Here is a 17,974-nt window from a genome sequence, read left to right on the forward strand (position 1 = left end):
GGTTTGTGCAACAAAGCCGTTGTTAAATAATCTATTAGCTATTTTAGGTAAAGACAAAGTTGAAAAATGGATGAAAAATAAATGGCTTATTTTTGAAAAGAATCCCGAAGTTAAATTTTAGAAACCATTCCTGAACAAACCGCATAAAGACAATAAATCATCGCTCTGCTACAATACACCCACTCATCCCAAGGTGTATTGGCATGAGCAAACAAATCTCACAGCAAAAACTAATGAAATAGACATCACGTGAATACGATGTTTTTCAAAGCCTAAAATAGGCAAATCTCCAAAAAACTTAAATTCAAAAACTCAGAGTTTGTCATTGGGCAGAAGCTTATCTCCCCCAAAATAAATGTGGTTCAGACAAACCAATAACCACACGAAGAAATAAATGCAAAATATACAAACAGTAAAACTAAACCGTGCCACATTTATGTTCCCGTTGGCATTGGTACTTTTCGAATTCTCCGTCTATATCGGTAACGACTTAGTCCAACCTGCCATGCTCGCTATTACCAAAGACTTTGGCGTAAGTAGCACATGGGCACCATCTTCCATGTCATTCTACCTACTGGGTGGGGCATGTGTTGCTTGGCTACTCGGGCCACTTTCAGACCGCTTAGGACGTAAAAAAGTCCTATTGGGTGGCGTACTATTTTTCGCATTAAGCTGCTTACTTATTTTACTAACAACCAATATCGAAAGCTTTTTAGTACTACGCTTTTTACAAGGCTTTGGCTTGTCGGTCATTGGCGCAGTAGGTTATGCAGCAATCCAAGAAAACTTCGAAGAACGAGATGCCATAAAAGTTATGGCACTTATGGCAAACGTATCCTTACTTGCACCGCTTTTAGGTCCTGTATTGGGCGCATTTATGATTGACCATATATCTTGGCATTGGGGCTTTATTGGCATAGCAATCATCACGCTTATAAGTTGGTTTGGCTTAAAAGCAAAAATGCCAGATGTAAAAGTCAGCAGACCAAAACAGCCACTGACTTATATTTTAGATGACTTCAAACAAGTCTTTAAAAATAAAAGATTTCTTGCCTTAACCTTGGCATTACCTTTGGTCGCAATGCCATTAATGCTGTGGATTGCACTTTCACCCGTTATGCTTGTGGAATATTTAGGTTTAAGTAGCATGGAATATGGGCTTGCTCAATTTCCAATATTAGGTGGATTAATTGCGGGAAATTTAGTGCTACTTAAAATCATCGATAAATATGCTTTAGGCAAAACTGCGATGATGGGTTTACCACTCATGTTTTTAGGCACATTCATTTTAATACTCGGATCAATTTGGCAAGACTACTTTGTGCATAGCCTCATTGTCGGAATGACGTTAATTAGTTTTGGCGAGGGCATTAGTTTCTCTGTGCTTTATCGCTTTGCACTCATGTCCTCTGAAGTATCAAAAGGGACAGTTGCTGCAGCAGTTTCCGTACTGATGATGATGAGCTTCTTTATATTTTTAGAGCTTGGACGAATATTATTTGAAAGTTTCCACATTTGGGCATATAGCTTAACCTGTTTTGCATTCATTGCTTTTTGGTTTACTTTGCCACGTTTGCATTTGAAAAAAGTGATGCAAGAGCGCGTTGAAAATGGGCAGTTTTAAATTATTTAATCTATAAGTAAAAACCTCCAAATGTGGAGGTTTTTTATTTTGAAAACATCACATGATTATGATTTTTCTAAAGTCTTTAACTTACGGTCAAATACAAAAGGACCAAATGGCAAAATTGATGCAATTAAACCTAAAATAAACATCTTAATTGACCATTTTTGCTTTTCACAAACGACAAATAAAACAGCAAGAAATAAAACGAAAAGTACGCCGTGCCCCATACCTACATATTTCACAAGAATTGGATTATCCAACATGTATTTAACAGGCATTGCAATGAAAAGAAGAAGTAAGAAGGAAATACCTTCCAATACACCCACAAAACGTAGAGTTTTAATATTCATGTTCACTATTAAGCCAATGAGAATGAACTTGGAGTGTATAGCAGAAAGATGAATGATTGAATGAGAAATACAAGAAATCTGTAAAGATTTTCAAGGGAAATATCATTCAAGTTCATGACTAAAATCTATATTTAAAAAATGATGAATGCTCTATTTAATCTCTAATTTTAATAGGGTTGTTTTAAGTGATATTAATTCAGGCAAAGTTTCGAGTAATAAACTCATTTGTTTTAATACCAAAAGTAGGTCATCGGACAAAGCATCTTGGTTATTGAGCTTAGAAATTTCATCTAATTTAAGCTGAATCATCTGCTCAGAAATAGCCTCTTGATGAAGTAATACCGCTTCTAAAGTTTTTTGCGTCCATTGCATAAGTGTAAGGACTTGAGCGTCTTCAACATGTTCTCTATGACTGCCTAAAGCAGAAACATAGCTGAGTTGGCTGTGGCTATAAACTAAATAACGAAAGGCATGATGAATGAGTTCAGGGTTCGGGTTGGGTTCTGTACTTAAACTTGAAATCATGGTGGAAAGTTCAGTTTGTGCATTGTGTGCAGAACGACGTGCTTTACGGTATTCAATACTGTTATTTTTGCCAAATTGATATTGTTTCACCACAGCATCTAAATAATCTAAAGTTGCTTTGCTGCTTTTTTTGATGGTGTTGGAAATATTGCGGAAATCCCAATCTGGCCAAATGGTACTTACCGCAAACCATGCAATAAAACAGCCTAAAAGCGTATCGATAATGCGCGGTAAAATAATGGCATAACCTGCACCTTTTAAGTTAAAAATCAGTAAAACCATTAAGGTTGCCATGAGTGTTGCCACAGCATATTTTTTTGCACTTAAATAGAAAAAGCATACGCCAAAAATAATGGTTAAAAGTAATTGTCCCTCAATACTTGGCACAAAATACAAAATTGGAATGCCAAAAAGTACCCCTAAAAGCGTGCCTAAAGTTCGCATTTTTAAACGGCTTTTGGTGGCAAAGTAGCGCATTTGGCACACGAATAAACTGGTCAGTAAAATCCAATAACCGTTCTTTGCAAAGGGTAAAAGTGAAATGGAATACCCCACAGCAAATACAAAGGCGATACGTACCGCATGACGAAATAGCGCAGATTGAGGGGTTAAATGTTGTTTTAACTTCAGCCATAAATCGTGTATGTCTTGAATATCATCATCAAGTAAATTCAAATTATCTACATGCTGTTGATAGTGCGATTCTTGTTGTGTTTGTAAGTTTTTAAGCCCAGTAAAACGCTCTAAAAAGGTTTCTAAATTGGTGAGAATTAATTGTAAATTTTTAACATCAATATTGTTCGGATTATTGGCAATCCAATCGTGCATAGAGCTTTTTAAATAGTGTAAAGCTTGTATGCGTTCTTGGCTTGGTTCATAGGTTTTATTGTGCAAAATACATTGCGCAAGTTCTTGGCAACTAATGGCATGTAAACGAATATTTTTTTGAATTCTAAAGATTAAATCTGTACGGCTAAAATTTTTGTGAATATGTTCATAATGTAAATAATTTGAGCTCGCTTGTTCGTGAATATCTTGTGCTAAAAAGTATAAATTGAGCCAGTAAATTGTATTTTGATTTGCCCTTGAGGCTTTTAAACGGGTGAGTAATGATGTTTTAGTTTTATTAAGCGCTTGTACAACGTCACTATTTTTTAAAGATAATTCATATAAAAGAGATTCTACATTTTGAGTATTGTCTGGGTCGAAAAGTTTGGCTTTTGCAAAAAGAAGTTCCGCTATTTTTTCGAAGTTTTGGCTTAAATTATCTTGTACCGCAAGGGTGGGTTTTATTAAATAAAATACAATTGCGGTAAGTCCATACCAGAGTGTGCCCATCACAAAACAGGTGGGTTGGAAGTACCATTCCGAATATTCACCCAAGCCAAACATGGTGTAAATAGAAAGTAAAATTGTCCCAAAAGAGATGGTCGCATAACGCTGTCCAAGTGCGCTAAGTAAAATAAGAACAGCACTAGAAAGTGATAAAAATAAAATGAAATAGAATTTATAAGGATGTAAAAAATCTAAGATGGTGCTGACACCAAAAAATAGCACGCAGACATACAGTAAATTGCGTAAACGAATACTGAGCCGATCATCAAAATCTGTAAGTGCAGTCGCAATTGCACCAAGGGTAACGGGAACAATCAGTTCCTGATAACCCAAGTAGAAAAGACCAAGTGTTGTGCCTGTTAAAACAATACAAATTTGTAAGCAATAGACCAGAATTGCATTTGTTTTAAAGGCTTGAAACCATGAGCTAAAATGATTCACAGACATCATCTAAATAAATTTTTATGGTGAATTTTAAAGTGAACTTTTTTTGCTTTGCTGTCAATTTAAACAGTTTATAAATCTGAATAGATTTGTCATTTGAGCTCTGTGCATAAACTGGAACTTATCCACATTTTTATTTTTGGTAAAGATGAGTTATGAATAACATTTATAAAAAAAGAGCCAAAAAATGGCTCTTTTAAAAATTAAATTGGCATATGTTTAGGCTTTGGGTTCTTTGTGCTCTTGTAAACTGTCATCTTCAAGATCATATACCAATGTGCCTTTGGGCATCATAATGGGCTCAGGTTGAGCCTCATGTAACCATTCACGCCAAATGGCTAAAAGCACCGCAAGTATCACGGGGCCAATAAATAAACCGACCATACCAAAACTTGCTAAACCACCCAATACACCAAACATAATCAGCAAGAATGGAATTTGTGTTGCGCCTGAAATGACCAATGGGCGAATCACATTATCTGCAGTACTTACGACACAAACGCCCCATGCCATAACACCAATGGCTTCAACGGTTTGTCCTTGTGAAAATAGCCACAGTGAAACCGAGGTATAAGCAACAGGAGGGCCAAATGGAATGAGTGCAAATAAGAACGTGACAATGGTGAGTACCATTGGGTTAGGAACACCTGCAGCAAAGTAACTTACGCCTGCTAAAAGTGATTGAGCGACAGCAGTTAAACCTACACCATAAACAACAGCACGAGTTGTGTCTGAAATTGTTGAAATATAATGGTGAATTTGTGGGCCAACAACTTTCTCAAAAGCTTGACGCACTTGGTTCAAAATGGTTTGACCGTCTCGGTAGAAAAAGAATAAAGACATCACAGCAAAACACAGTTTGAAGATGTTTTTACTCACTTCATTGAGTACTGCTTTTCCGTAATTTAAATGCCCTTGTATCCAAGCCGAAACATTTTGAATAATGCTGTTTGGGTCTTGGTTAATATCATTTAGTGTACGTGAAATTTCTTTGCCAATTAAAGGAAGTTCGCGAACAAAATCGGGCACACTTAAGTGACCCGAGAATACCTGCTTTTGTAGTGAGAAGTATAAGTTTCGACCTTCGTGCTGAAGTAAGAAAATAGCGCAAATAACAGGAATACCAATCACAAGCACCACTAAAATAATCATAATAGTTGCGCTTAAGGTTGGTCTGTTTCTACCACAAAAATTCAGAATTCTTTGATATAAAGGCCATGTCATATAGGCAATAATTGCAGCCCAAAGCACAGGTACAATAAAGTATTTTAGAACATCGAAGCCTAAATAGAGCAGAATGAAAAAAAGTCCGAATAACAAAAATTTTTGTATTGTAGGTGCGTATTTTTGTGTTGAATTCACTAGGTTATTCCTTAATTCATAAGCCATATTAACTCAAAAAAAAACTTCCGCAAATGCGCACTGAGTAAGTTCTAGTGAATAACGTTTACAGTGTGATTTTAATTCATTTACTTGTGTACTAAATTTTGTTTAAAACCACTCACTCGGATCTTCAATAATGGCTTTTAAAATAGGCTGCCACTGTTTTTGAATTTCTATGAAATTCTTTTGTGTTTTGTCAAAAATGCTTAAACCTTGCATCGCCAGTTGTCCATAAGCGGCACGTTCTGAAATCCATGTAATAGGTTTTTGTTCAACTTTGCTAAAAAAGTCCTGCATTTCTTTTGAATTTATACCATTGGGTTTCACGCGGTTAGCAAGTAATAAAATTTGCACTTTACCTTTGCGAATACGTTTAATATCTTGCAGATGTTTGAGAAAACGACGTGTGCTGTCGATATCAAAAAAAGAAGGTTGTAGCGGGGTAATAATGGCATGTGCTTCACTTATAAGTTGTTCAGCATGCTCACCAGAAAGTGCACCTGGTGCATCAATAATTAAATATTCAATATTCTTCGGGGCATCACCAATTGATTTTTCATGACGCCAATCTAAGGTTTCAATAGGTGCTGCTGTTTTTGGACGTTGTTTTAGCCATTGCAAAGCAGATTTTTGATTGTCTGCATCTGCAAGTGCTACACGATAGCCTTTCTGAGCTAAAGCTGAAGCTAAACTAATTGCTGTAAGTGTTTTACCGCAGCCGCCTTTTTGGTTTGCAACTAATATTGTTTTCATGACCCAACTAATAAAGAAAGATGTAATTCCGCTCACAGCTAGCATATCATTGTTTATTGGCTGAAATATGACACAAAACAAAAGTTGTATGCAGTCTTACTTATTTGCTTATTTAAGAACTAGGAAAGTGTAATGTCCATATGGATGGCAATGTTGATTGGTGCAAGTGTAGGGATTATCCTCACCACCATTATTTTAAGTAATTCAAGAAATGGACGTATTAAAGCAGAATATGAACAATATATTGCAGAGTTGGAATTAGAACATCAACACGCTTTAGTTCATGCGCAAAAACGAAGTGTGAATACTAGTCGTGCTGTTCTTAAAGGTAAAATGGCAGAACAACTTGCACCAATTATGCCTGAATTTCAATATTTACCTAGCGATGCAAAATTTTTAGGTGATCCTGTCGATTATGTGGTTTTTGATGGGTATACAGATTTCCGCGATGGCGATGGCGATGCTGAAGATATAGAAGTGGTTTTAATTGATATTAAAAGTGGTGGAGCAAGATTAACCAAAGGTCAGCAAGCCATTGAACAAGCCATTAAAGAGGGACGTGTCCGCTTTGAAACCATTCGAATAGATTTTCAAGATTAATTATTAGTTGCATATTATCTACTTTTAACTAAATCTTGGAATCAAAAAATGATGGATGAAAGAACATTAATATTTACTTGAAATCATCATCCAACTCAAAAGATTCTTATTGTTACGAAAAATATAAAATTTATCCTTAATCTAGGTTTAAGATAAAAATGATAGAAATGCAAAGACAATAAAATGAACAGTTTAAATAAGTTCATATTGTGTTGTGCAAATAATTGAAAAATGGCGAGGTATTTATAATGAAACGTTTATTGTTGGGGATGTTGCTTGTAGGTTCTGGGCTACAGATGACAACGCATGCATCTACGGAATATAACATCGCCAAAGGTTTAGCACCTGTAGAAAGTACGCAATCTATTGCACCATTGAAAGATTTTAAAGGTGATTTCCGAATTTTGGGTTCAAAAATTTATACAGATGATGCTCAAGCAAAATTTTCACCTATCGATTATGCCGTGAGCTGGGGCTTATTTGCTCAGTCTGAAATTGCAAGCCAAATTTATGTCAGACAGTTTGATCGCTTTTTAAATTGGAAAATGGATAAAGTTCCTGTTCCAAAAGAGTTAGCAATGCAAATGGTGTCGAATATGCACATCATTCCTGCAAATCCAGAAATTGCCAAAGAAATTAAGCAAGTGAAACGTGGCGATTTAGTTCGCTTGAAAGGTGAGCTTGTTGAAATTAAAGATAAAGACTTGGTTTGGACATCATCTTTAAGCCCAACTGATACAGGTGATGGTGCTTGTGAAGTCTTTCGTGTAAGTTCAATTCAGTGGATTGAAAAAGTTTAAATTTAGAAATTTTGGGATTAAAAACGATCCCAATAATTTAAATTTTGCGGAACAGACCTCCCTAAAAGATGGTTATCAATATGCAAAGCAATACTTTCACCTGTTGAACAAGATTGAAAAAATACATCAAAAGAAGCTGTGACACTTGGGTCAATACTTGCTTGATGAGCAAAGATTTTTTTAACTCAATAATATAATGTGTAATGAATTGCATATCATCTTTAAATTCAGTACGACTTTTTAGATTCTGTTGAAACTCTTGTAAATTGCTCATATTGGGTGGGATATTAAAGCAAGCCACATCAACATCTGTAGGCGCTATGATCTTGAGTTGTGGTTGAATTATTTCAACTCCATTTTCTTTAAATGTTTGAAAAAAATTTTCAGTTTGAATGGAGTATAAATGTGTTTCTTTGCCGTTAAATAATGAAAATATAATTGAATTATTGGCTAGGCATAGTTTTGGCACACCTTCATTTAATCTAATTTGAAGTTCATTATAAATAGCGTGAAGTTCATTAAATTGTTTTTTTTGAGGGTCAGTATTTTTAAAATATTGAGCAACACGATCTAAAAAAACTTTTTCTCCCGCGCCTGCAATTGCACCGTTATGCCATAACTTAATTTTGATTTCATTGTCATGAGAGATTTGCAATTCCCCCGTTTGTAGGTCGCAAGCCATTGCTCTTCTGTCGGATGCGATAAGTACGAAATCACTCAAATGAGTGGCTAGAATCATGGTCATATTGTGTTTTTATTATCAATATAATTAAATAGTGTTAGTATAATCACAAAATAAAAAATGGAACAATAAAAATGGCAGGTGGTTCTCAAATATCAATTACTAAAACAGGTATAACAATAACAACCAACGGTAAAATTGTTTATCAGGCTCAACAGCATGAATTGAATGGTCCTGCAAGCTTAGAGCGAGGGATCGATTTAAAAGGTTTTCCATCGTACGATCCATATAATGAAAAATTTAAGCTCGTTTTACCCTCTGGTGAAGCTATGTCTAATATTGCTTACCAAATTTCAAATAATGAACAAAGTTTTACAGCACTTACAGATGATGAAGGACTTTCAGAGCAAATACATACAGATGCTGAACAAGAGTTAGAAATAGGCATTCAGTGGATGTCTTTAGAAAAAGAAGAAGATGGCGAGCAAGAATAATGTCAAATTTGGACTGGACAGGTATAACCAATAGAACCGATAACAGTTGCAAAACGGTTCAATGTGACTGCCTAACCTATTGGGAAATACACCAACAAGAAGCAATGAAGCGTGTTTCTAATTTAGAAGACCCAAGGAAAAACCACTACAAACTTGAGCCTGGATATGAAGCTAGAGCAAGAAGAATAGCTTCAGTTTATGCCAAAATTTACCTAGAACGAGAAATTTACGGCAATAAACAATTTATTGGTCGTTATTACTGGATGGGTTTAGGTGCATTTGCTTCAAAAACAGTGGCGGCTATTTTTAAACATGGGCTTACTGCATGGGGATATAAGTGGATTCCTTTAGGCATAGTTCGTGACCCTGTACATTCCTTTGCAAAAGGCAACTTGTGGTTATTTATGGATATTGCGCCGTGGCACTATGCGTGGAGTATGTCTGCAAAATCGTTTGCTGACTGTAGAGAGTTGCGCCATGTTTCTAAATTTACCCATATTAAGGAAGAGGTCAGAAACCTCCCTTGGTCTAAATGCTTGCCGATTATTAAACACCTTCAAAGTACCTCTGAAATTGAGGAGGCTTTTGGCTACCTACCAACAATTGAGAGTGTATTTAAAAGAAAAGGAAAGCCAAGAGGAGATAATTTTTTAAAAGCTAAAAATGATTTGTTTAAGCATTTAATGGCTATTGCCGTACAAGAGCAACGTAATATTTTACAAGAGTTGGTTTGGATCGAATGGAAAGTACAAGCGCAAGCCACCTTACAAAGCTATACCAAACTGCCCGATAGTACCTTGGTGCTTTCTAGTGACTATAGTGTTGATGCCGTAAAACCCGTAAGGGACTCTACTCGTACATTACCGAGTGCCTATAACCCACAAGACCAAAGACAAGTATATGTTGGGCGGCATAAGGGCATACTCGATAAATTGCCAGAGTCTGTCTATAGCACACCTATGGCACATACCCAAGTTCACGACTACGACAGCCGTATGGAATGGATTGCAGAAGCAGCAAAAAAATACCATCGTTTAATGTTGAGTGAGACAGGGCGTGAATTTCTAGAAAAGGAGCTTGGCATAATTGCAGGGTGGGGCAATAGCAAAGCGGAATTTAAAGTGGGTAGGGACAGTAACGATGGCAAAATTTAAGCATGTTTTTTATAGCATTTTTGTTTTTCTATTTGGCTTCCTTGTTTTAGGTTGCCAACCCAATGCACAAAGTACAGAGAATAATACCATGAAGCAACAGCCTTATATTTTACATTTTGGTCCACAAGGGTTTCAGGACTTTGCTAAATATAATTTGGGGGATACAGATAATCATCCAGTAGCAAGCTTTAGGTCTCTTCGTTTTTCACCACCGAATTTAGGGCAAGTTCAAATAGAAAATGGTGCAAGTAGTTTAGTCATTGACCATGTTTTTCATGTGTTGGGTACATCGTTTCATCAGGAAGATGGCATAGAAGGTATAGATATTGATGCAGGTTTAAATAAAGAAGAGTTTGTAACACCCAATCAGGCTTACCAAGGCTATGTGAACTTAATGCAACGTGTAAATAAAGCAGGATGGAAAAATTATTTTTATGAAAGTGACCCTAGAATATTGAAAGAGGACAATTTTCGTTATCTGAAGGAGTGGGGGGAGGTAATAGACCCGAGTTATATTTTTAGCTATGAGGAATGGAAAAAAGTAATCAGCACCAGCGTGGGCAACTCGTTTGGCTATCTTCTTTATGCCCATGGTCTTCTTTTGAGTATTAGTATTGAACAAAAAAATGTAACTGAGGATGGCAAAGAACAATACTTGGTGCGTTATAGTTTTGACACCATTCGGTATACTCAACGAAATTTGATGAGTGATACAGCAAATAATATTGACCCTTATAGCATGAGTGCAGAAGAATTAAGACAGGCTTTTGAAAAAGAAGTTAAGCGAAAGAAAGAGTCAAGAGCAATGGATGAACAAGAGGCAAAAGCACAGGGCTACCGTATAGATGAACACTATGTGGGTCCTGATGTTTGGCAGTATGTGAAGTAAACACAAATGAAAAAATTATTATTTTCATTCGCTTTGCTTGTGTGTTTGAGCATATTGGTTTGCGCATGTGCACAACAACCTCAAACCCACACCTTGCCTTATATTTTACATTTTGGTCCACAAGGATTTCAGGATTTTGCTAAATATAATTTGGGACAAGTAGACCATCACCCTGTGGCGAGTTTTCGAGAATTAGACTTTTCACCCCCCAACCTAGGTCAAATTCAAATAGAAAATGGTGCAAGTAGTTTAGTCATTGACCATGTATTTTCAGTCTTGGGCACTTCCTTTCATCAGGAAGATGGCATAGAAGGTATGATGATTAATGCAGGTCTAAACAAAGAAGAGTTCGTTACGCCCAATCAGGCTTACCAAGGCTATGTGAATTTAATGCAACGTGTAAATAAAGCAGGATGGAAGCTGTATATAGCAGAATATAACCCTCGAATTTCAAAGGAAGATAATTTTCGTTATTTAATGGAGTGGGGCTATGTACTAGACCCGAGTTATATTTTTAGCTATGAGGAATGGAAAAAAGTTATTAGCACTAGCGTGGGCAATTCATTTGGTTACCGCCTGTATGCCAATGGGCTACTTTTAAATATTAGTATAGAACAAAAAAAAGTAACTGAGGATGGCAAAGAGCAGTATTTGGTGCGTTATAGTTTTGACACCATTCGTTATGATTATCGAAACTCAATGAGTGATATAGCAAATAATGTTGACCCTTATAGCATGAGTGCAGAAGAATTAAGACAGGCTTTTGAAAAAGAAGAAAAACGAAAAAAAGAGTCAAGAGCAATGGATGAACAGGAAGCAAGAGCACAAGGCTACCGTATAGATGAGCACTATGTGGGTCCAGATGTTTGGCAATATGTGAAGTAAAGCTGTGATGAAAAAATCTAGAAAACCTAACAACTTTTTAATTGCTAGGTTTTTTTATGAACTGTCACTTTGCTATTAAAGCTTTCCCTTCAAAAGCAACACCATCCCAACCATGAATCATAAATTGACGAATATTTTGGTGATCTGTTGCTTCAGGTGTTGCAAGAACAGAAGCATAATGTTCTGCAAATAAGCTTAAAGTTTGCTCTTGGTTTAAACTATATAGTTGAGCAAAAGAAAATACTTTGGCGCTACCTTGGTTTTCTGTAGCAGCATTGGCTTGAGCACCATTTTTAAATGCTGTAGGTGTATGGTTATAACGTGCTTCAATAAATGCGATTACATCAGAAAATTTTGCTGTGCCTGCTTGAAGCTGAGCCAATAAATCTTGAGCCATGATTGATTTTATCCTTAGGAAATAGTGTAAAAGCTTGCCGACTATAGCAATTTTTTAAGCTAAATTTGAATACTCAAACCAAGTTTTAGTGCTATAAATAAATTTAAAATATCTGTAAGGATATTTTATATATTGTTTTTAACCCATATTGGAATTTACATGAATTGGTTATTGGTCGCGCTTGGTGGTGCAATTGGTGCAACATTTCGCTACGGCGCAGGCGTATGGTTTGCGAAACCTACAGGATTATTTCCTTGGACAACGTGGTCAGTGAACTTACTTGGCTGTTTTCTTGCAGGCGTATTTTTTGCATTTAGTCAAAAATTTTCAATTCTTCAAAATGAAGCACGCTTACTTTTAATGGTGGGTGTTTTAGGTGGATTTACTACATTCTCAAGTTTTGGTTTAGAAACATTTCAATTAATAAAACAAGGTCAAGTTCCAATGGCTTTGGCTTATGCAATGAGTAGTTTAATTTTAGGTGTGATGGTACTTGCGATTGGTTTTTATGTATTTCAAATGATTTTACAAAACAAGTAATTCAAAATTTAGAATATTAAAATAAAAAAAGCCTAAGTTCTGGAGTGTCACTTAGGCTTGGGAATAGAAGGACTTTATATTTGTTTTCTTAAAATTATCTGAAAATCTTGTTATCGTTTGAAACGTGCAAAGCGTTTATTGAAGTTCGCAACACGACCTTCATTACTTGTTTGACGTTGTTCACCTGTATAGAACGGGTGAGATGCACTTGAAATATCCAAGGTTACATAAGGGTACATTTTACCTTCATGCTCTTTCGCTTGGGTTGTTTGCAATGTACTACCAATAATAAAAAAGGCATTTGCATTGGTATCGTGGAAAAGAACTTCTCTATATTCAGGATGGATATTAGGACGCATGATTTATCTTCCATTACTTAGTATATATTATGTTATAACATAACAATTGTTATTGCAAATAAACTCACATTACAAAATGTAAGTGAGTTTAGGTTTTTATATTAATGACGTGGTGGAACAAGCTCATCGAATACATCGGTTAAATTGTCATTCACTTTTAAGTGAATAAGATTCCAATATTGACCTGAAACTGTTCGGTTTACCATTAAGGTATCGGGTGAAGGTTTGAAAACATCCCAATATTTTAAAGAGCGTTTAACCAGTTCTACACCATCATGATGCGCAGAATTTTCAGCAAAATCATATTGTGTTGTAAGTGGTCGCATCAGCACTTCAAGCCATTCTTGATAGAGTACTTCGGGAAATTTTCCAAGTTCAGTCAAGGAATGTAGATCATCCAATTTCTGTTCCATTTCAGGAATATTGCTTTCACGTGCTGCATTAATCAGTTGCTTAAAGTGGTCAATCACTTCTGTAGAAAGGGTTTTAACACCACCGTAGTCATACACAATGACAGAACCATCTTCGCGAAAAGCAAAGTTGCCGGGGTGAGGGTCGCAGTGAAAGCGTTTTAAATAGAAAATTTCCCGTCCAATGGCTTTAAATAAACGACGACCTAATTCATTGCGGGTTTCTTGTGACCATGTACTTGCGGTTTCAATACTTTCACCTTGTTCTAAACTTAAAGTCAAAATATGACGAGATGAAAAGTCTTTAAATACACGTGGAATAATAATTTTGCTATCTAAAGATTCATGGAAAGTTCGAGCAACATCTAAGTTTTGTGCTTCAATTTGATAATTCAATTCGTTATCTAAACTTTCTTGAATTTCTTTAAATAGCTGCTCTTGAAGTTTACGGTCAATTTTTAAAACACCCATTAAACGCAGTGCTAAACGAACTTGTTTCAAATCACTTTCGCAGGCTTCATCTACGCCCGGATATTGAACTTTCACGACAACGTTTTCGCCCGAAGGAAGTGTCGCTTTATGAACTTGCCCAATAGATGCCGCGGCAAAAGGAATTTCTTCGAAATGTTTGAAAATTTGATTGATTGGCTTACCAAGTTCTTTTTCGACTTGTGCTTTAATTTCGGCAAAAGGCATTGCAGGTGCTTGTCTTTGTAATTTTGAAATAGCACGTGCAACTTCAGGCGGAAAAATATCTTTATATTGAGATGCGATTTGCCCAACTTTCATGACCGCACCTTTCATTTCCCCTAAAGTGTCGGCAATTTGAAGTCCAATTTCTTGAAACATTTGGCTTCTAGATGCATTTTTTTGATCTTCATCTGCTCTAAGATTTTTAATCGAGTTGGATACAGTTTTAGTCGCAATACTTGCCGTCATGCTTGCAAGTTTCATAAAGCGACGACCGGGCGTACTAGCCGATTTAGCCATTCGATTTTCCTTAAGATCATTTTTATAGGATGACTTTGATGATAAGTCTAGAATGCTAAAAAGCCTACTTTATTTTGTTAAGACTATGGAGATTTCATGTGTTTTTATCGTCTAGATATAAAAAAGCCGAAAATGAATTCGGCTTTTTTTATTACATCAAGTTTTGGTTATAAAAATTTTGTGCAAGTCGTTGATTATTGAAATATAAGCGAGTAAGGAGTAATACGCAGGCAACGCTTAATCCAACAATAAGACCAACCCAAACACCTGCCGCACCCATTTCTGTAAAGCGTGCTAAATAGATACCCACAGGGAAAGCAATAACCCAATAGGCAAGCATGGTAATCCACATTGGTCCTTTGGTATCTTGCATACCACGTAAACAACCTGCTGCACTCACTTGCCATGAATCCATGAGTTGATAGGCGATGGCAAATAACACAAGGTAAACCGCAATTTGTGTTACGTCATAATCACTTGTGTAAAAAGATACAATTTCAGGGCGGAAGAACCAAAGTAAGCTCATTGAAACGAGCGCAAGAATTGTGCCTGTTGCTAGACCTAAAACTTGGACTTTACGCATTGCTATTATATTTCTTTCACCATAGTAAGTGCCAATACGAATGGTTAGCGCAATAGCAAGCGACATTGGAATCATGAACAATTGTGAGGTAATAGAAATTGCAATTTGATGCGCTGCAACGGTCACTTCACCCAATGGGCTGAGAACAATAGCTGCGGTACTAAAAATACTGACTTCAAAGAAAATGGCTAAACCAATAGGAAGTCCAAGCGCAAGAATTCGTTTTACCCAATAAAAATCTATTTTTTCAAATAGGGAAAAAGGTTGAGATTTTTGGTAAGCCGATGCTTTAAAAATATAAAGCGCTAAAGCAATGAACATCAACCACTGTAAAATAGAGGTAGCAAAACCACAACCAGCGGAACCTAATTCAGGAATTGGTCCTAAACCGTACATAAATACCAAGTTCAATGGAATAAGCACAACCAATGCAACTAAGCTAATGACTGTTACGGGGCGAGGGTGACCTAATGCTTCTGAATAACCACGAAGTGCGGCATACATAGTGATTGCAGGCATACCTAAACCAATGGCGTGTAAGAATAAACTTGCTTTCGGAAGTAATACATCAGGTACGCCAAACAGCGGTAATAGGAATGGCATTGTCTGTAGAATTAAACCTGCAATTATTCCTAAAATAAGTGCGATCCATAATGATTGTCTTGCAATCGTTGCAATTTTTTCAGGTGTTCTAGCACCTTGTGCTTCGGCAACCAAAGGCGTTGTTGCAATCATAATGCCACTAAAAAGGAGCATTATTGGAATCCATAAACCTACGCCAACGGCAATTGCAGCCAAATCATTTGCAGAAAGATGTCCCGCCATAATGGTATCAATTAGACCAAAACCTGCTTGGGCAAATTGAGTGATCAAAATGGGGATCATTAACTTAAATAATTGTTTTAACTCGTAACCTGTACTTGTAACTTTAGACACTAAAAAACTCATTTGGTGCTTAGTATTAAAATATTAGCGTTGTAGAGTGAGAAGCACACCAATGAAAATCACTACACCACCTAAAAAGCGTTGCCAATTAATAGGCGTTTTTTCTACGCCCAATAATCCGAACTGGTCTAAAATCATAGACGTTATAATTTGACCAAAAATAATTAAGCCTGAAAGTGTGAGTAAACCTAATTTAGGAGCAGCAAATAGGCTCATGCTGATAGCATAAACACCTAAAAATCCACCCATCCATAAATACCAAGGCATAGTCATCATGTGACTAAAATCGGGCTTGGCTGAATTTTGAACGAACACTAAAAAGCAAAGCAGTATTGTACCAATCAAAAATGAGAAAAGGGCAGCTTGTAAAGGAGATTGTACATATTCCCTCAGTTGGGTATTAATTGCGGTTTGAAAAGTCAAAGCAACGCCAATACCTAATACTAGAGGAAGTAATAAAATAAGCTGACTCGATATTTTCATCATTTTTAGTCGTCTATTTTTATGTAATTTTCATCAGTTTAAAGTAAATGCCAATATATTTCATGAGCAATAGAATCTCTCATGTTAAAATTTGCAAAGTCTTATTTTTGAGTCATCTCCTTGTCTGAGCTAAATCCTGCAATTGTTCCATTGTCTTTATATATTCATATGCCTTGGTGTGTGCGTAAATGCCCATACTGCGACTTTAATTCGCATGCAGTACCCGATGGAAAATTGTCTTTAGACTTAGAACAAGAATACTTAAATGCTTTGGTTGAAGATTTCAAAACTCAATTAGATTTTGCTCAAGGGCGTGAAATTCACAGTGTGTTTATTGGAGGAGGTACGCCATCTTTAATTTCTGCAAAAGCTTATCAATGGTTATTTGCACAATTAAAAGCATTACTTCCTTTTGAAGATGGCTGTGAAATTACTTTAGAGGCGAACCCGGGAACGGTTGAACACGATCCTTTTGCAGGTTATTTAGAAGCAGGAATTAACCGCCTTTCGATTGGTGTGCAAAGTTTTAATACCGATCATTTGCAAAAATTAGGTCGTATTCACTCGAATGATGATGCAATTTCTGCAATTAAACATGCCAAAGAAGCAGGTTTTGAGCGTGTAAATGTGGACTTAATGCATGGTTTACCTGAGCAAACTTTAGAACAAGCATTGCTAGATTTAAAATTGGCCGTTGAAAGTGGCGCAACGCATGTGTCTTGGTATCAATTGACGATTGAACCGAATACGGTATTTTTCCGAACTCAGCCTATTTTACCTGTAGATGATGTTTTGGAAGATATTCAAGAGCAGGGTGAAGCGTATTTAAAAGCCAATGGTTTTGTGAATTATGAAGTTTCGGCATGGCGTAAAGAAAAGCCATCTGCACATAATTTAAATTATTGGAAGTTTGGCGATTATTTGGCAATTGGTGCAGGTGCACATGGAAAGATCACACAAAAAGATGGTGTTTATCGATTCCAAAAAACGCGGTTGCCGAAAGATTATTTAGCTAAAGTTCCTGCGGAAAATTTGCAATTTAAGCGTATTGAAAAGAACGATATGCCTTTTGAATTTATGATGAATGCACTACGTTTAAACAATGGGGTAGATGCAAAACTTTATGCTGAACGTACAGGGTATAGTTTGGATGATTTATCTGAACTACTTACATCATTGCGTGAGCGTAAATTGATGGTGAATGATGAACAGCGAATTTCATGTACGGAGCAAGGACATATATTTTTAAATTCGGTGTTGGAAGAGTTTTTGTGATTTTCTAAGATACCTGATTAATATTTAAGAAATAAATGTCATATTGTGAAGGGCTTTGTTGCACAAAGATT

The 17,974-nt window shown here is 36.3% G+C and carries 19 protein-coding genes; 9 read left to right on the forward strand and 10 right to left on the reverse strand.

What is annotated here, in order from left to right:
* Positions 1-394: 394 nt before the first annotated feature.
* Positions 395-1,624, forward strand: a complete 1,230-nt coding sequence (gene craA / locus A6M14_RS11000; RefSeq protein WP_152875041.1) for a chloramphenicol efflux MFS transporter CraA — start codon at positions 395-397, stop codon at positions 1,622-1,624.
* Between the two features lie 65 nt (positions 1,625-1,689).
* Here the strand turns inward: craA and A6M14_RS11005 are convergent, their stop codons facing one another.
* The 4 genes from A6M14_RS11005 to A6M14_RS11020 all read right to left on the reverse strand — a co-directional run bounded on the left by A6M14_RS11005 (position 1,690) and on the right by A6M14_RS11020 (position 6,417).
* Positions 1,690-1,977 carry a DUF3817 domain-containing protein gene (locus A6M14_RS11005; RefSeq protein ID WP_152875042.1) on the reverse strand — a complete coding sequence of 96 codons (288 nt, stop codon included), beginning with the start codon at positions 1,975-1,977 and terminating at the stop codon, positions 1,690-1,692.
* 150 nt (positions 1,978-2,127) lie between these two features.
* Positions 2,128-4,278 carry a YccS family putative transporter gene (yccS, locus tag A6M14_RS11010; RefSeq protein WP_338325177.1) on the reverse strand — a complete coding sequence of 717 codons (2,151 nt, stop codon included), beginning with the start codon at positions 4,276-4,278 and terminating at the stop codon, positions 2,128-2,130.
* Positions 4,279-4,500: 222 nt separating this feature from the next.
* Positions 4,501-5,643 carry an AI-2E family transporter gene (locus A6M14_RS11015; protein WP_163121509.1) on the reverse strand — a complete coding sequence of 381 codons (1,143 nt, stop codon included), beginning with the start codon at positions 5,641-5,643 and terminating at the stop codon, positions 4,501-4,503.
* A gap of 129 nt (positions 5,644-5,772) precedes the next feature.
* Positions 5,773-6,417, reverse strand: coding sequence for a ParA family protein (locus tag A6M14_RS11020; protein ID WP_152875045.1), 645 nt, complete (start codon positions 6,415-6,417; stop codon positions 5,773-5,775).
* 132 nt (positions 6,418-6,549) lie between these two features.
* Here A6M14_RS11020 and A6M14_RS11025 point away from each other — a divergent pair, with 132 nt between their 5' ends.
* Positions 6,550-7,017: a Holliday junction resolvase-like protein gene (locus A6M14_RS11025; protein ID WP_152875047.1), complete on the forward strand. Its 468-nt coding sequence runs from the start codon at positions 6,550-6,552 to the stop codon at positions 7,015-7,017.
* A gap of 248 nt (positions 7,018-7,265) precedes the next feature.
* Positions 7,266-7,817, forward strand: coding sequence for a hypothetical protein (locus A6M14_RS11030; RefSeq protein ID WP_152875048.1), 552 nt, complete (start codon positions 7,266-7,268; stop codon positions 7,815-7,817).
* A gap of 61 nt (positions 7,818-7,878) precedes the next feature.
* Here the strand turns inward: A6M14_RS11030 and A6M14_RS11035 are convergent, their stop codons facing one another.
* Positions 7,879-8,562 carry a hypothetical protein gene (locus A6M14_RS11035; RefSeq protein WP_241678068.1) on the reverse strand — a complete coding sequence of 228 codons (684 nt, stop codon included), beginning with the start codon at positions 8,560-8,562 and terminating at the stop codon, positions 7,879-7,881.
* 71 nt (positions 8,563-8,633) lie between these two features.
* On the opposite strand from A6M14_RS11035, the gene A6M14_RS11040 reads away from it, so the two are divergent.
* Genes A6M14_RS11040 through A6M14_RS11055 form a run of 4 tightly spaced genes read left to right on the forward strand, consistent with a single transcriptional unit; the run spans position 8,634 to position 11,921 of the window.
* Entirely contained in the window at positions 8,634-8,993 is a 360-nt protein-coding gene (locus A6M14_RS11040; protein WP_152875050.1) for a hypothetical protein, read from the forward strand.
* Positions 8,993-10,147, forward strand: coding sequence for a DUF2515 family protein (locus A6M14_RS11045; protein WP_171500281.1), 1,155 nt, complete (start codon positions 8,993-8,995; stop codon positions 10,145-10,147). The genes A6M14_RS11040 and A6M14_RS11045 overlap by 1 nt, the downstream gene beginning before the upstream one ends.
* Positions 10,134-11,036 (forward strand): hypothetical protein, encoded by a 903-nt coding sequence (locus tag A6M14_RS11050; protein WP_152875052.1) that lies wholly within the window; start codon positions 10,134-10,136, stop codon positions 11,034-11,036. The genes A6M14_RS11045 and A6M14_RS11050 overlap by 14 nt, the downstream gene beginning before the upstream one ends.
* A gap of 6 nt (positions 11,037-11,042) precedes the next feature.
* Entirely contained in the window at positions 11,043-11,921 is an 879-nt protein-coding gene (locus A6M14_RS11055) for a hypothetical protein (protein ID WP_171500282.1), read from the forward strand.
* A gap of 64 nt (positions 11,922-11,985) precedes the next feature.
* Here A6M14_RS11055 and A6M14_RS11060 read toward each other — a convergent pair whose 3' ends face one another.
* Positions 11,986-12,318, reverse strand: a complete 333-nt coding sequence (locus tag A6M14_RS11060) for a HopJ type III effector protein (protein ID WP_152875053.1) — start codon at positions 12,316-12,318, stop codon at positions 11,986-11,988.
* Between the two features lie 159 nt (positions 12,319-12,477).
* Between A6M14_RS11060 and crcB the strand changes: the two genes are divergently transcribed.
* Entirely contained in the window at positions 12,478-12,858 is a 381-nt protein-coding gene (crcB, locus tag A6M14_RS11065; protein WP_152875054.1) for a fluoride efflux transporter CrcB, read from the forward strand.
* Positions 12,859-12,968: 110 nt separating this feature from the next.
* Here the strand turns inward: crcB and A6M14_RS11070 are convergent, their stop codons facing one another.
* From A6M14_RS11070 to A6M14_RS11085, 4 genes are all read right to left on the reverse strand, one after another.
* Positions 12,969-13,217: a type B 50S ribosomal protein L31 gene (locus tag A6M14_RS11070; protein WP_152875056.1), complete on the reverse strand. Its 249-nt coding sequence runs from the start codon at positions 13,215-13,217 to the stop codon at positions 12,969-12,971.
* Positions 13,218-13,318: 101 nt separating this feature from the next.
* Positions 13,319-14,617 carry an ABC1 kinase family protein gene (locus tag A6M14_RS11075; protein ID WP_152875057.1) on the reverse strand — a complete coding sequence of 433 codons (1,299 nt, stop codon included), beginning with the start codon at positions 14,615-14,617 and terminating at the stop codon, positions 13,319-13,321.
* Positions 14,618-14,768: 151 nt separating this feature from the next.
* Complete coding sequence (locus A6M14_RS11080; RefSeq protein WP_171500283.1) at positions 14,769-16,085, reverse strand: MATE family efflux transporter; 1,317 nt, start codon at positions 16,083-16,085, stop codon at positions 14,769-14,771.
* Between the two features lie 84 nt (positions 16,086-16,169).
* A complete protein-coding gene (locus tag A6M14_RS11085; RefSeq protein ID WP_152875067.1) occupies positions 16,170-16,628 on the reverse strand; it encodes a DMT family transporter in 459 nt (152 codons plus the stop codon).
* A 120-nt stretch (positions 16,629-16,748) separates the two neighbouring features.
* Here A6M14_RS11085 and hemW point away from each other — a divergent pair, with 120 nt between their 5' ends.
* On the forward strand, positions 16,749-17,903 hold the full coding sequence (hemW, locus tag A6M14_RS11090) for a radical SAM family heme chaperone HemW (protein WP_152875060.1): 1,155 nt from the start codon (positions 16,749-16,751) through the stop codon (positions 17,901-17,903).
* The last annotated feature ends 71 nt before the right edge of the window (positions 17,904-17,974 follow it).

The organism is Acinetobacter portensis (assembly GCF_009372215.1).
Taxonomy (GTDB): Bacteria; Pseudomonadota; Gammaproteobacteria; order Pseudomonadales; family Moraxellaceae; genus Acinetobacter; species Acinetobacter portensis.

What these genes read in the sequence shown, in the direction of transcription:
- A6M14_RS11080 (WP_171500283.1), bottom strand. Translation starts at nt 16,085, where the DNA reads ATGATCCCCATTTTGATCACTCAATTTGCCCAAGCAGGTTTTGGTCTA.
- A6M14_RS11045 (WP_171500281.1), top strand. Translation starts at nt 8,993, where the DNA reads ATGTCAAATTTGGACTGGACAGGTATAACCAATAGAACCGATAACAGT.
- A6M14_RS11025 (WP_152875047.1), top strand. Translation starts at nt 6,550, where the DNA reads ATGTCCATATGGATGGCAATGTTGATTGGTGCAAGTGTAGGGATTATC.
- A6M14_RS11030 (WP_152875048.1), top strand. Translation starts at nt 7,266, where the DNA reads ATGAAACGTTTATTGTTGGGGATGTTGCTTGTAGGTTCTGGGCTACAG.
- A6M14_RS11055 (WP_171500282.1), top strand. Translation starts at nt 11,043, where the DNA reads ATGAAAAAATTATTATTTTCATTCGCTTTGCTTGTGTGTTTGAGCATA.
- craA (WP_152875041.1), top strand. Translation starts at nt 395, where the DNA reads ATGCAAAATATACAAACAGTAAAACTAAACCGTGCCACATTTATGTTC.
- A6M14_RS11075 (WP_152875057.1), bottom strand. Translation starts at nt 14,617, where the DNA reads ATGGCTAAATCGGCTAGTACGCCCGGTCGTCGCTTTATGAAACTTGCA.
- crcB (WP_152875054.1), top strand. Translation starts at nt 12,478, where the DNA reads ATGAATTGGTTATTGGTCGCGCTTGGTGGTGCAATTGGTGCAACATTT.
- A6M14_RS11085 (WP_152875067.1), bottom strand. Translation starts at nt 16,628, where the DNA reads ATGAAAATATCGAGTCAGCTTATTTTATTACTTCCTCTAGTATTAGGT.
- A6M14_RS11050 (WP_152875052.1), top strand. Translation starts at nt 10,134, where the DNA reads ATGGCAAAATTTAAGCATGTTTTTTATAGCATTTTTGTTTTTCTATTT.
- A6M14_RS11040 (WP_152875050.1), top strand. Translation starts at nt 8,634, where the DNA reads ATGGCAGGTGGTTCTCAAATATCAATTACTAAAACAGGTATAACAATA.
- A6M14_RS11060 (WP_152875053.1), bottom strand. Translation starts at nt 12,318, where the DNA reads ATGGCTCAAGATTTATTGGCTCAGCTTCAAGCAGGCACAGCAAAATTT.
- A6M14_RS11020 (WP_152875045.1), bottom strand. Translation starts at nt 6,417, where the DNA reads ATGAAAACAATATTAGTTGCAAACCAAAAAGGCGGCTGCGGTAAAACA.
- A6M14_RS11005 (WP_152875042.1), bottom strand. Translation starts at nt 1,977, where the DNA reads ATGAATATTAAAACTCTACGTTTTGTGGGTGTATTGGAAGGTATTTCC.
- A6M14_RS11035 (WP_241678068.1), bottom strand. Translation starts at nt 8,562, where the DNA reads ATGACCATGATTCTAGCCACTCATTTGAGTGATTTCGTACTTATCGCA.
- A6M14_RS11070 (WP_152875056.1), bottom strand. Translation starts at nt 13,217, where the DNA reads ATGCGTCCTAATATCCATCCTGAATATAGAGAAGTTCTTTTCCACGAT.